The following is a 14,377-nucleotide window of genomic DNA, read 5'->3' as shown; positions in this document are numbered from 1 at the left end:
CCTTTGCAGGCTTACGTCGACACTGAGTCCGTGACCCTGAGCACCGCGAAGGAGGATCTTGTGGTCCCTGCTTCCCGCTGTTCCGGTCCGGGTGCTGACGCCACACCGATCGATCGCGACTATTCCCTACCGCTCCACACCGACTTATATCTGTGATGTTGCAGTTCGGTCACGCATGAACCGATTCGGCGTCACATACCTGCCAACTCGACGATGCCAAGATCCCAGATGCGTACGAAAACGACATCCAGGCACACGTAGGACATGAACGGTCACGCCAAAATACCCCCGCGGCGGCACTGCTCGCATCCGTTACCCTCCGATGACTCTGACCTGGGCCTGCGCTTACGTGATCACCAAGGTCCCGGCCTCCCGCAGGAGAACCGCACAATTGCCCTGGAACCTACGGCCCGGAGATCCCGTCCAATGTGTGCGGCGGGACCCCGCCGCAGGCACTTCATCCACTCGCATCCAATAGAGTCCTTGCCATGAGCCAGCCGGAATCCGCGATCGCGGACGCCCAGGCGGGCGGCCCGAGTAACGGCACCCCCGAGCAGGGGCAGGAGCCGCTGGCCAAGCTCGCCGCGCGCCACGGACTTCGGCGTGCCATCGCACGCCCGAGTCTGCCCGTCTACATGCGCCAGTTGTGGGAACGACGACACTTCATCACGACGTACGCCACGTCGCGCAACGTCTCGAAGTACAGCAACTCGGCCCTGGGCCAGCTGTGGCAGGTCATCACGCCACTGCTCAACGCCGCCATCTACTTCCTGATGTTCGGCCTGATCCTCGGCGCGAGCAAGGGCATCGAGAACTACCCGGCCTTCCTCATCACCGGGATGTTCGTCTTCACCTACACCCAGCGCTCGGTGAGCGGCGGCGCCAGGGCGATCTCCGGCAACCTGTCGCTGATCCGCGCCCTGCACTTCCCGCGCGCCGCGCTCCCGCTCGCCTACACGATCCAGGAGTTCCAGCAGCTGCTCATCTCCATGGGCGTGCTGTTCGGGCTGGTGCTGCTCACCCAGGAACCCGTCACCCTGTTCTGGCTGCTGATCCCGGTCGCCCTGCTGCTGCAGACCATGTTCAACATCGGCGCGAGCCTGGTGCTCGCCCGGTTCGGCTCCACCGCCCGCGACCTGAACCAGCTGCTGCCCTTCATCATGCGCACCTGGCTCTACGCCTCCGGCGTCTTCTTCTCCATCAAGGACAAGGTCGGCCCCGGCGGCGCCGGCCTCCCCCAGTGGGTCGCCGACGTCATGTATTTCAACCCCGCCGCCGCGTACATCGAGCTCATGCGGGACCTGCTCATGGATAGCCACCCGCCCCGCCCCTACATCTGGGCGGTCTGCGTATTCTGGGCGGTGTTCGCTCTGCTCGGCGGCTTCTGGTACTTCTGGCGAGCCGAGGAGAAGTACGGCCGTGGCTGAGTTGACCGAGGAGCTGTCCCGAGTGAAGGCCGAGGAGCCCGCCGTGCCGAGCACGGACGTCAGGGTGCATCCCAACCCGGAACCCGCCCCCGCGCCCGCCGACGAGCGTGAGGGCACCCCCACGGTCATCGTGGACGACCTGCACATCATCTACCGGGTGTACGGCGCGGCCAACGACGCGGAGAAGGGCAACGCCGTCAACGCCCTCATGCGCCTCGTCAAGCGCCAGGGACGGCCGCAGATGAAGGAGGTCCACGCCGTGCGCGGCGTGTCCTTCGTGGCCCGCCACGGCGACGCCATCGGCATCGTCGGCCGCAACGGCTCCGGCAAGTCCACGCTGCTGCGCGCCATCGCCGGGCTCCTGCCCCCGCACTCCGGCGCTGTTTACACCGACGGCCAGCCCTCCCTGCTCGGCGTCAACGCCGCACTGATGCGCGAGCTCACCGGCGAGCGCAACATCGTGCTCGGCTGCTACGCGATGGGCATGAACCCCGCGCAGGTCAAGCAGAAGTACGACGACATCGTCGACTTCTCCGGCATCGGGGAGTTCGTGCAGTTCCCCATGTCGACCTACTCCTCGGGCATGGGCGCCAGGCTCCGCTTCGCCATCGCCTCGGCCAAGTCCCACGACGTGCTGCTCATCGACGAGGCCCTGGCCACCGGTGACCGCGAGTTCCGGCGCAAGAGCCAGGACCGCATCAAGAAGATGCGCGACGAGGCCGGCACCGTCTTCCTGGTCGCCCACAACCTCGACGTGATCGAGGAGACCTGCAACCGGGTCATCTGGCTGCACAAGGGCAAGATCAGGATGGACGGCGACCCGAAGACGGTCCTCGCCGCCTACAACAAGGTCTGATCGCGCCGCCCCCGACACGATCCGATCGCCACGGCGTCCGATCGCCCGGCCTCTGATCGCTACGGGGCCCGGTGGCAGGGCAGGATGAGGAGCGACCGACAAGACGCTTCCATCGGAGGTGAATCGTGTCCACGCGGCCACCGATTCCGTATGACTTCCTGCCCCAGGTTCCCGCGCTGACCGTCGAGAGCGACGACGTCCGCGACGGCGAGCGCATGGCGGAGGCCCACGTGTTCAACGACTGGGGCTCCACCGGCCAGAACGTCTCTCCCCACCTGCGCTGGTCCGGCGCCCCCGAGGGCACCCTCAGCTACGCCGTGACGTGCTTCGACCCCGACGCCCCCACCGGCAGCGGGTTCTGGCACTGGCTGCTGTTCGACATCCCGGCCGACGTGACCGAGCTGCCCGCCGGCGCGGGTGCCGGCGACGGCGGCGTGGGCGTGCACGGACGCAACGACTACAGCCACAACGCCTACGGCGGCGCCGCACCGCCGCCCGGGCCCCCGCACCGCTACATCTTCGCGGTGCACGCCCTCGACGTGGAGAAACTCGGCGTCGACCCCGACACCCCGCCCGCCGTGGTGGGCTTCAACATCACCGCCCACACCCTGGCCCGCGGATACGTGACGCCCGAATACCAGAACTAGCGAGTACGGCACGCCCCGGGGGTGGGACACGGGAGGCAATGGACTGACAGCGTGTTCGGTGTTCCGGTATGATTCGAACGTTGTTTCGATCCAAGGAAGCCGTCATGGAGTGGGGGCGCGCGATGCGAGAGCTGTCCACCGCGATCGACCACCTGTCCGTCGAGGACCCGTCAGAGATTCCGCGTCTCCAGCTGACCGAGCAGCTCATCGAGCTGCACTGGCAGATGGCCAGACTCCAGGCTGAGATCGCCCGTCGCACCTCCGTGCGGGGCCCAGGACGCTGAGGCGGCGAGGGAGCCGGGCCGGGTGCGCACCGGCCCGGCTCCCCTGCCGCCCACGACCCCTCACCGGCCTTCACCGTCGCCGTGCGCGATCCACGGATCCCGGTGCCGGCGGGGGCGGGTCAGGCCGACAGTCGCTGGGGGGCGACGGTGGCGGGCTCGAAGGGGAAACGGTCGGCGAAGGCCGGGCGCAGATCGGTGAGCCACACGGCGTTCGGGTCGTACCTCGCGAAGAAGGGGCGGCCGACCAGTTCCGGATCGCGCGCCTGGATGAGGTGGAGCACGAAGACCTTCTGCCCCGCGACCTCGGCGACACCGTCCAGGCAGACCTTGCCGGGCGTGGCGGACATCGACGGGCCCCGCACGGTGCGGCACAGCCCGGAAACGCTCGCGTAGGCGTCCCTGAAGATCTCATAGGCCCTGGCGAGCGGCACCGCGAAGTAGTCCTGCGGGCCGGTGTCGCGCTCGACGAACATGTAGTACGGGATCATGCCCATGGTGAGCTGCCTGCGCCACATGGACGACCAGGTCCCGGGGTCGTCGTTGATCGACCGGATCAGCGGTGCCTGCGTCCTGACGACCGCGCCGGTGGCCGTGATTCCCGCGACGGCGGCCTCGACGATCGGGAGGTCCAGCTCCCGGGGGTGCGAGAAGTGCGCCATGAAGGCGAGGTTCTTTCCCGCGTCGACCACCGAGGCGAACAGGCGGAGCGTGTCGTCGCTGTCGGGGTCGGAGACGAACCGCTGCGGCCAGTAGGCCAGCGACTTGGTGCCGATGCGGATGGACTCGAGCTGCTCGATGCCGAGCAGCGGCTCCAGATAGCGGCGGAGCACCGGCTCACCCATGATCATGGGATCCCCGCCGGTGAGCAGCACGCTGGTCACCTCGGGGTGGTCCTTGAGATAGCGGACGAGGGCGTCGACGTCGTCGGAGGCGAACTTCAGGTCGGGCTCCCCGATGAACTGGGCCCACCGGAAGCAGTAGGTGCAGTAGGCGTGGCACGTCTGCCCCTGCTTGGGGAAGAAGAGCACCGTCTCAGGATATTTGTGCTGCATGCCGGGCACGGGCTCGGTGCCGACGCGCGGGACGTTGAGGTCGAGCTGACCGGCGGGGTGCGGGTTGAGTCTCATCCTGACCCTGTTCGCCGCCGCCTGGATCTCGGCGTTCCCCGCGCCGGCCCGCAGCAGGCCCGCCAGCCTGGTGACGTCCGCCTCGGGCAGCATGTCCTCCTGGGGGAAGACCAGCCGATAGATGGGGTCCTCCGGGACGGCCGACCAGTCGATGAGCCGGTCCACCACGTAAGCGTTGGTGCGGAAGGGCAGCACCGTCGCCACCGCTCTGATCCGCAGCCGCTCGTCGTCACCCAGGCCGCCTCTGCGCAGCAGGTCGTCGAGGTGTTTCGCGGTGTAGGCCCGGAACCCGCGCTTGGAAGCTTCGTTCAAGATCACCAATCCTATGCCTCGTTTTTTTGTCCTTGTTGCGGTAAACCTCATCTGCCTCTCGTGCGTCTTGCACCACTTATATACCGGACGTAAACCCCCCTGTGGCCGGTTCCATATCTCGGCGACTTCTTCATGAAACATGTGTCGCGATATATCTTGAATGGTCGTACACTCGCGGTCATGACGTCCCATGACCCCGTCCTGCGCGCCTCCGACGCCGATCGCGACCATGTGGCCGCGGTGCTGGGTGAGGCGTTCGCCGCCGGTCGCCTGACCAGCGTCGAGCACGCCGACCGGCTGGAGACCGCCTACACCGCCGTCACCACGGCCGACCTCGTCCCCCTCACCCGCGACCTGCCCGACATCACCGCGCCCGCCCGCGGGATCGCCGCCGAGCGGCAGGAGGTCGCCGCCGTCTTCAGCAAGGTCGTGCGCGGCGGACGCTGGATCGCCGGGCGGCACACCGCGCTGCGCGCCACCTTCGGCGCGCTGATCGTCGACCTCTCCGACGCGGTGCTGCCGGGCCGGGAGATCACCCTTGAGGTCAACTCCTACTGCGGCAAGCTGATCGTCAGGGTTCCCCACAACGCCCACGTCATCGACGAGGTCGGCGCGCTGTTCGCCAAGCGCAGCGTCTCCGGCGGCGCGGGCGACGGCGGCGGCCCGGTCATCAGGGTCGTCGGCCGGGCCACCTTCGGCAAGATCATCGTCTCGCGGGAGAGAAGCGACTGGAATCTCCCCGGCACTCCCTGATCGGCCCCACGGAACGATCCGGTCCTGAGCCCGCCTACGATGCGGACAAACCATCCCGCACGAGGTGACCGCTTGCCTGAGACCGACGCTCCCGGCGCCATGCCGATCGCCCTGGACGCGATGGGCGGCGACAACGCCCCCGACGAGATCGTGGCGGGAGCCGTGCGGGCGGTACGAGAGCACGGGATCTCCGTCGTGCTCGTCGGCGCCCCCCGCCCCCTGTCCGAGGCGCTCTCCCGGTACGACGCGACCACCGAGATCCCGATCGTCCGCGCCGAGGAGGCCCTGGCCATGGACGAGGGCGCCCTCGCCAGCCTGCGCCGGCCGCGTTCCAGCATCGCCGTCGCCTGCCACCTCGTACGCCGGGGCGACGCCTGCGCCGTGGTCTCCGCCGGTTCCACCGCCGGGATCGTAGCCACGGGAAAGCTCAGGCTCCGCGGCCAGCCGGGAGTGCTCAGGCCCGCCATCGCCGTCGCCCTGCCGACCAGGCCCACCCCGACCGTCCTGCTGGACGCCGGGGCGAACGCCGAGGTCAAGCCGGAGATGCTGGTGCAGTTCGCCCACCTCGGCGCCGCCTACGCGGAGACCGCCCTGGGCATCGAGAAGCCCAGGATCGGCCTGCTGACCATCGGCAGCGAACCGGAGAAGGGCAACAAGCTCGTCAAGCGGGCCCACGAGCTACTGTCGGCCGCCCCGGGGCTCGACTTCGCGGGCAACATCGAGGGCCACGACCTGCTCACCCGCACCGTGGACGTCATCGTCGCCGACGGCTTCACCGGCAACGTGGCGCTCAAGACCATGGAGGGCAGCGTCCGTTACGCCTTCGCCGAGCTCCGCGAGACGATCAACGAGAGCCGGGCGGCCAGGGTGGGCGGACTGCTGCAGAAGAGGCGCATCAGGGAGCTCCACCGGCGGCTCGACCCCGAGGTTCACGGCGGGGCCGTGCTGCTCGGACTGAACGGCACCGTGGTCATCGCGCACGGCGCCTCGCACGCCAAGGGGGTGAGCTCCGCCTGCGTGCTCGCGGCCAGACTCGCCCAGGAGGGCGTGGTGAACCGCATCGGCGAGCGCCTCGCCTCCACTCCCCGCCCGCACCGCCTCTGGTGACACCTCGCGCACGGCCCACCCACCTGCGGTGATATTTCCGGCGTATCGGGTGGCACCTCCCACCGCGTTCTCCGGCCCCGCGTACCCTGAGTCCCAGTCGATCGGCGGGGGGCCGCGTGGAGCAGGTGGCGGAACGAGGGCTGAGCGCGGCCGAGGTCGCCGAGCGCGTGGCCACCGGGCAGGTCAACGACGTCAGACGCCGGTCGAGCAGGTCGGTCTCGGCGATCGTCAGGGCCAACGTCCTCACCCTTTTCAACGGGGTGATCGGCGCGCTCTGGGTGCTGATCATGATCTTCGGGGAGTGGCAGGACGGGCTCTTCGGGCTGGTGATCGTGGCCAACGCGGGCATCGGCATCGTCCAGGAGTTCCGCGCCAAGCGCACCCTCGACCGGCTCGCCATCGTCAACGAGTCCCCGGTCAGGGTCCGCAGGAACGGCTCCGACACCGAGATCCCACCCCGGCAGGTCGTGCTCGGCGATCTCGTCCTGCTCTCCCCCGGCGACCAGTTGCTGGTCGACGGCGAGATGGTGGACGCCGACGGCCTGGAGGCGGACGAGTCGCTGCTGACCGGCGAGGCAGACCCGGTATACAAGCGTCCCGGCGACGAGGTCCTGTCCGGCAGCTTCGTGGTCGCGGGAAGAGGCTCCTATGTCGCGACCAGGGTCGGCCGCGACGCCTACGCGGCCAGGCTCGCCGAGGAGGCCAGCGCGTTCAGCCTGTCCCACTCGGAGCTGCGCGAAGGCGTCACGCGGTTCATCAAGTACGTGACCTGGCTGGTCATCCCGATCGGCGCCCTGCTCACCTGGAGCCAGGTCAGCAGGCAGACGAGCGTCGGCGAGGCCGTCACCGGCACGGTCGCGGGCATCGTCACCATGATCCCCGAGGGCCTGGTCCTGATGACCAGCATCGCCTTCGCCGTCGGCGTGATCCGGCTGGGCAGGCGCCGCTGCCTGGTCCAGGAACTGCCCGCGATCGAGATCCTCGCCCGGGTCGACACGCTCTGCCTCGACAAGACCGGCACCCTCACCTCGGGCGGCATGGAACTCGACGAGGTCCGCCCGCTCCGCGACGACCTGCCCGTGCACGAGGCCCTGGCCGCGCTGGCCAACCTCGACCCCGACCCCAACCCCACCGCCCGCGCCGTCCAGACCCGCTACCCCGACTCGCCCGGCTGGACCGCCACCACGAAGGTCCCCTTCTCCTCGGCCCGCAAATGGAGCGGCGCCGAGTTCGACGACCACGGCGGCTGGGTCCTGGGCGCCCCCGACGTCCTCCTGCCGCCCGGCACCCCCGCGTACGACGAGGCCGGGGTGCTCGCCGCCACCGGCCTGCGGGTGCTCGCCCTGTGCCGGGTCACCTCGCTGCGCGACCCCGACGACCTCGGCACCGTCGAGGCCGCGGCCGTCGTCGTGCTCAGGCAGCGGATCCGCCCGGACGCGGCCGAGACCCTCGCCTACTTCGCCGGGCAGCACGTCACCGTCAAGGTCATCTCCGGCGACAACCCCGAATCGGTGTCGGCCATCGCCACCTCCCTGGGCATCCCCGGCGGGGAGCGCGCGGTGGACGCCCGCACCCTGCCGGAGGACGACCCGGAGAAGCTCGCCGAGATCATGGAGGCCAACACCGTCTTCGGCCGGGTCAGCCCGCACCAGAAGCGGCTGTTCGTCGGCGCGCTCCAGTCGCGCGGGCACACGGTCGCGATGACCGGCGACGGCGTGAACGACGTGCTCGCGCTCAAGGACGCCGACCTCGGCGTGGCGATGGGCTCCGGCAGCGGCGCCACCCGGGCGGTCGCCCAGATCGTGCTGATGGACGACGGCTTCGCCAGCCTCCCCTCCGTGGTGGGCGAGGGCCGCCGAGTGCTGGCCAACATCGAGCGGGTCGCCGGGCTCTTCCTGACCAAGACCTTCTACGCGATCGCGCTCTCCCTGCTCACCGGGGTCATCGGGCTCGCGTTCCCGTTCGCTCCCCGGCACTCCACGCTGGTCAACGCCCTGACGATCGGCATCCCCGCCTTCTTCCTCGCGCTCGCGCCGAGCAACGAGCGCGCCAGGAGCGGCTTCGTGCCCCGCGTGCTCCGCCTGGCGGTCCCCGCCGGGATCGTCTGCGCCGCCGCCGTCTACCTGTCGTACTGGATCGCCCAGAGCGGGTCCGCCACCCTGGAGGAGAGCCGCACCTCCGCGGTGATCACGCTGTTCGTCGCCGCCTGGTGGGTGCTGGTCCTGGTCGCCCGCCCGTACGTCTGGTGGCGGGTGGTGCTCGTGGCCTCGATGGCCGGGCTGTTCGCGCTCACCCTCGCCGTCCCGTTCGCCCGCGAGTTCTTCACCCTCACCCTCGGCGGCCCCGCCGCCGGGCTCACCGCGGCCGGGCTCGGCGTCGCCGCCGGGGTCGTGCTGACGGGCGTCTTCGTGATCGCGCGATCCCGCCGTACGGAGCCGATCACGGGTGATATCAAATCGGTTCAGGACCGGCCAGCCGATACCCTTGGAGCATGACCGACCCGCAGCTCGCACTGACCGAGCGCGTCCAGCAGGCGCTGGCCGCCGCCTTCGGTGCGGAGTACTCCGACGCAGACCCGCTGATCCGTCCCTCGCAGTTCGCCGACTACCAGGCGAACGTGGCGATGAGCCTGAGCAAGCGACTGCGACGGGCACCGCGGGAGGTCGCCCAGGAGATCGCCGAGCACCTCACCGGGCGGGCCGGAGACGCCCAGGACGACCCGTTCCCCGGCACCGTCGAGGTCAGCGGCCCCGGCTTCCTCAACCTCACCCTCTCCGACGAGTGGATCGCGGCCGGCGCCTCCGAGATCCTGGCCGACCCGCGCACCGGCGTGAGCCTGTCCACCTCGCCGCAGACCGTCGTGATCGACTACTCCGCGCCCAACGCGGCCAAGGAGATGCACGTCGGCCACCTGCGCACGACGATCGTCGGTGACGCGCTCGCCAGGGTCCACGAGCACCTGGGACACAAGGTCATCCGGCAGAACCACCTCGGTGACTGGGGCACGCCGTTCGGCATGCTCATCGAGCACCTGCTCGACATCGGCGAGGAGGCCGCCGTCGCCCAGCTGGAGGCCGGCGAAGGCAACCCCTACTACCAGGCCGCCCGCCTGAAGTTCGACACCGACCCCGAGTTCAACAAGCGGGCCCGCGCCCGGGTCGTCACCCTGCAGGCCGAAGAGCCCGAGACGATGCGCCTGTGGCACATCTTCATGAACGCCACGGTCCGTTACTTCAACAAGGTCTACGTCCAGCTCGGTGTGACGCTGACCAACGACGACATCGCCGGCGAGAGCATGTACAACCACGTGCTCGCCCAGGTCTGCGACGAGCTGCAGGAGCGCGGCATCGCCGTCCTCAGCGACGGCGCGCTCTGCGTCTTCCCGCCCGGCTACACCGGCCGCGAGGGCCAGCCGCTGCCCCTGATGATCCGTAAGAGCGACGGCGGCTACGGCTACGGCACCACCGACATGGCCACGATCCGCTACCGGGTCCAGGATCTCAAGGCCGACCGCATCCTCTACGTGATCGGCGTGACCCAGTCGCTGCACATGTCGATGGTGTTCGACTCGGCCAGGCTGGCGGGCTGGCTGCCCGACCACATCAGGGCCGAGCACATCCAGATCGGCAGCGTGCTGGGCTCCGACGGCAAGATGTTCAAGACCAGGAGCGGAAAGTCCATCAAGCTCGTGGAGCTGCTCGACGAGGCCGAGACCAGGGCCGCCGAGGTGCTCAGGAACAGCGACTACGCCGACGCCGAGCGCACGGAGATCGCGCACGCCGTCGGCATGGGCGCGGTCAAGTACGCCGACCTGTCGGTCAGCCACGACAGCGAGTACGTCTTCGACTTCGACCGCATGCTCGCCCTCACCGGCAACACCGGCCCCTACCTGCAGTACGCCCAGGCCCGCATCCGTTCCATCTTCCGCAAGGGCGGGGTCACCCCGGCCGAGACGACCGGCCCGATCGTGCTGGGTCACCCGGCCGAGCGCGCCCTGGCGCTGCAGCTCCTCGGGTTCGGCTCGGTCGTCGAGGAGATGGCGGAGAACTCGGCGCCGCACAAGATGGCCTCCTACCTCTTCGACACCGCGAGCGCCTTCACCACGTTCTTCGAGAACTGCCCGGTGCTGAAGGACGACGTCGACGCGGCCACTCGCGCCTCGCGGCTCGCCCTGTGCGCGCTGACCCTGAAGGTTCTGGAGACCGGCCTGGGCCTTCTCGGCGTCCCGGCACCCGAGCGCATGTAACCTGTCCACCAGATGATCGTCTTTATTGCGAAAATGAAGGCGATCGTCTGGCAAAGTCATGTTCGGCGCGCCTCCCTGCGGGGATGTCCGAAGCGCAATACGCTGGCGCGGTCATCGGTCACAACTTCGGGGAGCTCTCTGCCTTGAGCACGGACCTGACCGCGAGCGTGAGCACGGACACCGCGAGCCTGAACACCGACCTGACCGCGGGCCTGGGCACGAGCGTGAGCACCGACCTGGCCGCGGCGCTGGAGGCGGATCTGGTCGCAGCGGACACGGATCCGACCGCGGACGTGGACACCGGCCCGACCAAGGACACGAACACCGCGAGCACCAACACCGCGGGCATGGACACCGCGACCTCGAACACCGCGGTCTCGCGCATCGATGTCCCACCTGCCGATGCCCCACCTGCCGAGACAGAGCTGCGCCGCTGTGCCGACGCGCTCCTCACCGACCTGGCCGCCGGCATCGTCCCCACCGGCGTACCGGCGGGCTTCGAAGACACCTCCGGCCACTGGCTGGCTCCGGCCGTCGAGGCGCTCGTGCTGCTCATGCGCGGCGAGGAGTCACTCGAACCCCTCGCCCGCGCCGCGCAGCGTGACGAGCAGCGGACCGCGCTCTTCCTCTGCCTCGCCCTCGCCGTGGCCGGCCAGGGTGACCGCATCCACGCCTCATGGCTCGGCACCGCCTTCGGTGAGCTGTCCCTGGACCGTCCGGTGACTCACGGCCAGCGGGCGCTCTGGCTCGCCGCCGCACGCGGGGCGTACGGCCCGGCGGGCAAGATCTTCGTTCTCCGCAAGCTCGACGCGGTGGCCGCCTCTCCCGCGTCCGAACCCGACCGGTGGCTGCGCGCGCTGATCCCCGACGAGCCCTCCGCCGCCGTGTCACCGGCCCTGGCCGGTTTCGCGGAGCTCGCCGAACTCCCCGAGCTGGCCGCCCCCGTACACGCCGCAGCCCGGCTGGCCCACCTGCTCGACCGCTGCGCCGAGATCACCTCGGCCCGCGAGAGCAGGGGAGGCGATGGCGCCACCGCCGGGAAGACCCATTCCGTGAGCGGTTCCGCGACTCGTGCGGCCGGTGGCGCGCTCGATGAGGCGCGCGACCGTGCGGAGGGAACGGCCGGTGACCTGGGTGGCCTCGCGCTCGTCACCGCCGCGCAGGCGGACCGTTCCGGTGAGGAGGCGGTCGTGTGGAGCGAGGACGAGCCGCTGACCGTTCTCCGCCAGCTGACGGGTTCCGGCATCCACGAACGGCCGTTGAAGCCGCTCGCCGGCCACCTGCTCGGCGACCTGCGCCCCGGCTCCCACCCCTACCTGGCCGCGATCGCGTTGCACGTGGCCGCGCCCATCGTGCGGGCCGCGGCCGAGACCCTCGCCGAGACCACCAGGGCCGAGGCCCCCGAGTCGGTCACCATGCCGATCCTCGGCCACCAGGTGACGCTCAGGCCCGAGGGCCCGGATCCCGAGTCGATGAGGGCCGCCGAGGAGCGGATCGCCGCCGAGGGAGCGCCGGCTCGTGGCCGTCCCTGGGCGGCCTACGTGCTGCTCGCCCTGGCCCCGGTGATCCTGGTGGTCGCGCTCGTCCTTCCCGTTCTCCCTCTCGCGCCGCTCGCACTCCTGCCCGCCGCGGGAGGTGCCTACAGGCTGTGGCGCAGGCGGCAGCGTGAGCGAGCGGACGCCGAATACGTCATCACCCAGCTCGCCGAGCTCAGGGAAGTCGCCCAGGGCGCGGTGTGGGCACTGCACGAGTACGCTCACGAGTCCGAGGGCCGGATCAAGACAGCGACCTCCGACCTGGCCGAGCTCACCCGCCTGCTCCGTCGGGGCCCCCGAGCGGGCTGACCGGCCATCATCGGGTGCGCGCCTCGCCATCAGGTACGCGGCCCCACCACCAGTCTCGACCTCACCATCGGGTGCGCGACCTCGCCATCGGTGCGCGGTCCTTCGCCGAGGCGGGCCTCGCACCCGTACGGATCCGATCGCTCAGGACCCGTACTGGCGAGGCCGCGCCAGGCGTCAACCGTTGGTGATCTCCACCTCCGCTGGGGCCAGCAGAAAGACCTTCTCCGCGATCCGCTCGATGCGCCCCTCGCAGCCGTACGCCAGCCCCGCGACGAAGTCGACCATGCGGGTGGCCTCGGCGGTGCTCATACCGCTGACATCCATGATGACGGTCTGACCGTCGCGGAAGTGCTGCCCGATGACCGGTGCGTCGTTGTATTTCATCGGTGTCAGCATCACGATCCGCGAGGGCTCGTTCATCGCGCGCCAGCGCTTGGCCGCGCGCTCCGAGGCAGACTGCCAGTCTTCCTCCTCGCCCTCGACCTCGTCCTCGTAGTCGTAGGACTCGTCATAATGCTCGGCCCCGCCCAGGCCAAGGTAGCTCGCCACCTTGCGCACTGCCCCCATCGGCTCGTCCTTTCGCCAGGACCACGCCGTATCCGGCCTGTCCCTACACCTTGGACGGTAACCGACGACAAGAAGTTCGCCATGCGACACGCCCAGCGCTTATTTCCACTTTGTACGGCTACCGCACTGGTTTGCCTGATCCCCGACTTTGCCTGATCTCCTGACCCAACTTCAACCGATATCTCCGGCGCCGCTAGCATCGCGTCATGCTCGTCTACACGGTCGATTCGTTTACCGATGAATTTTTCAAGGGTAACCCCGCTGGGGTCTGCGTACTCAGCAATCCGGTCCCTGACACCTGGATGCAGTCCGTGGCGGCGGAGATGAGGCACTCCGAGACAGCCTTCCTGCTCGGAGCCGAGGACGGCGGACCGTACCCGCTCCGTTGGTTCACGCCGGTGACCGAGGTGGCCCTGTGCGGGCATGCGACCCTGGCCGCGGCGCATGTGCTGTATTCCACGGGAACGGTCCCAGAAACCCTCGAATTCTCAACGAAGAGCGGAATCCTGTCTGTGACCAGGGATAAATACGACTTAATCAGCATGGATTTCCCAGCAAAAGTACTCCAAGCGACGATCCCTCCTCAGGGACTGATCGATGCGCTCGGAGTTAAACCTGTTTGGACAGGAAAAAATGTTTGGGATTACCTCGTGGAAGTCGAGTCCGAGGAGGCCGTGCTCGCCACCGCCCCTGACTTCCGCGCCCTGGAGGCCGTCGACGCGCGGGGAGTTATCGTGACGGCTCGGGCCTCGCGCCCCGGCGCCGACTACGTGTCCCGATTCTTCGCTCCCAAGGTTGGGGTCCCCGAGGATCCGGTCACGGGCTCCGCCCACTGCGCGCTCGCGCCATACTGGTCGGCCAAGCTCGGCTCCGACAGGTTGGTGGGCGCCCAACTGTCACAGCGTGGGGGCGTGGTCCGCACGGCTGTACGGGGCGACCGGGTCGAACTCGCGGGAAACGCGGTGACCGTTCTTTCCGGCGAGCTCCACGTCTAGGGTTTCGTGTTCTGGGTGTCGTGGTTCCGGTCGACCCGGTAACCGCCGCTTCCACAGAACCCCCAACACCCTTTAACGCGAAAAGGGCCCCCACCTGTGGTGGAGGCCCTTCCCTTTTGAAATCTTGAAAGCCTGAGGGCCCCCACCAACGGTGGAGGCCCTCAAAAGATTGTCCGGCGGTGACCTACTCTCCCACACCGTCCCCGGTGCAG

General features: G+C 69.1%; 12 protein-coding genes. 10 read left to right on the top strand and 2 right to left on the bottom strand.

Translation table 11 applies throughout. The features are described from left to right. Nucleotides 1-488 precede the first annotated feature (488 nt). The 4 genes from ACTOQ2_RS41265 to ACTOQ2_RS41250 all read left to right on the top strand — a co-directional run bounded on the left by ACTOQ2_RS41265 (nucleotide 489) and on the right by ACTOQ2_RS41250 (nucleotide 3,214). A complete protein-coding gene (locus tag ACTOQ2_RS41265) occupies nucleotides 489-1,427 on the top strand; it encodes an ABC transporter permease (protein ID WP_440107073.1) in 939 nt (312 codons plus the stop codon). Next, nucleotides 1,420-2,283, top strand: coding sequence for an ABC transporter ATP-binding protein (locus ACTOQ2_RS41260; protein WP_440107071.1), 864 nt, complete (start codon nucleotides 1,420-1,422; stop codon nucleotides 2,281-2,283). Before ACTOQ2_RS41265 ends, ACTOQ2_RS41260 begins: the two co-directional genes overlap by 8 nt. A gap of 125 nt (nucleotides 2,284-2,408) precedes the next feature. After that, on the top strand, nucleotides 2,409-2,930 hold the full coding sequence (locus ACTOQ2_RS41255; RefSeq protein WP_440074001.1) for a YbhB/YbcL family Raf kinase inhibitor-like protein: 522 nt from the start codon (nucleotides 2,409-2,411) through the stop codon (nucleotides 2,928-2,930). 104 nt (nucleotides 2,931-3,034) lie between these two features. Continuing rightward, the gene (locus ACTOQ2_RS41250) at nucleotides 3,035-3,214 is read left to right on the top strand and encodes a hypothetical protein (protein WP_329086969.1); all 180 of its coding nucleotides are present in this window, start codon (nucleotides 3,035-3,037) and stop codon (nucleotides 3,212-3,214) included. A gap of 119 nt (nucleotides 3,215-3,333) precedes the next feature. Here the strand turns inward: ACTOQ2_RS41250 and ACTOQ2_RS41245 are convergent, their stop codons facing one another. Next, nucleotides 3,334-4,659, bottom strand: coding sequence for a KamA family radical SAM protein (locus ACTOQ2_RS41245; protein WP_440107069.1), 1,326 nt, complete (start codon nucleotides 4,657-4,659; stop codon nucleotides 3,334-3,336). 174 nt (nucleotides 4,660-4,833) lie between these two features. Between ACTOQ2_RS41245 and ACTOQ2_RS41240 the strand changes: the two genes are divergently transcribed. The 5 genes from ACTOQ2_RS41240 (at nucleotide 4,834) to ACTOQ2_RS41220 (ending at nucleotide 12,603) form a co-directional block, all read left to right on the top strand. Further along, nucleotides 4,834-5,406: a DUF1707 SHOCT-like domain-containing protein gene (locus ACTOQ2_RS41240; RefSeq protein ID WP_440107067.1), complete on the top strand. Its 573-nt coding sequence runs from the start codon at nucleotides 4,834-4,836 to the stop codon at nucleotides 5,404-5,406. Nucleotides 5,407-5,505: 99 nt separating this feature from the next. Continuing rightward, nucleotides 5,506-6,513: a phosphate acyltransferase PlsX gene (gene plsX, locus ACTOQ2_RS41235; protein WP_440074024.1), complete on the top strand. Its 1,008-nt coding sequence runs from the start codon at nucleotides 5,506-5,508 to the stop codon at nucleotides 6,511-6,513. A gap of 116 nt (nucleotides 6,514-6,629) precedes the next feature. Further along, nucleotides 6,630-9,008 (top strand): HAD-IC family P-type ATPase, encoded by a 2,379-nt coding sequence (locus tag ACTOQ2_RS41230; protein WP_440107065.1) that lies wholly within the window; start codon nucleotides 6,630-6,632, stop codon nucleotides 9,006-9,008. After that, nucleotides 9,005-10,759, top strand: coding sequence for an arginine--tRNA ligase (gene argS / locus ACTOQ2_RS41225; RefSeq protein ID WP_440107063.1), 1,755 nt, complete (start codon nucleotides 9,005-9,007; stop codon nucleotides 10,757-10,759). The genes ACTOQ2_RS41230 and argS overlap by 4 nt, the downstream gene beginning before the upstream one ends. Before the next feature lie 143 nt (nucleotides 10,760-10,902). Continuing rightward, nucleotides 10,903-12,603, top strand: coding sequence for a hypothetical protein (locus tag ACTOQ2_RS41220; RefSeq protein WP_440107061.1), 1,701 nt, complete (start codon nucleotides 10,903-10,905; stop codon nucleotides 12,601-12,603). 174 nt (nucleotides 12,604-12,777) lie between these two features. On the opposite strand, the gene ACTOQ2_RS41215 is transcribed toward ACTOQ2_RS41220, so the two are convergent. After that, nucleotides 12,778-13,170, bottom strand: a complete 393-nt coding sequence (locus ACTOQ2_RS41215) for a cell division protein SepF (protein ID WP_329086981.1) — start codon at nucleotides 13,168-13,170, stop codon at nucleotides 12,778-12,780. 206 nt (nucleotides 13,171-13,376) lie between these two features. On the opposite strand from ACTOQ2_RS41215, the gene ACTOQ2_RS41210 reads away from it, so the two are divergent. Continuing rightward, complete coding sequence (locus ACTOQ2_RS41210) at nucleotides 13,377-14,165, top strand: PhzF family phenazine biosynthesis protein (protein WP_440107059.1); 789 nt, start codon at nucleotides 13,377-13,379, stop codon at nucleotides 14,163-14,165. The last annotated feature ends 212 nt before the right edge of the window (nucleotides 14,166-14,377 follow it).

Origin of the sequence: Streptosporangium sp. H16, assembly GCF_051918855.1 — a bacterium.
Lineage (GTDB): Bacteria > Actinomycetota > Actinomycetes > Streptosporangiales > Streptosporangiaceae > Streptosporangium.
This window is presented reverse-complemented; position numbering and strand designations above follow the sequence as displayed.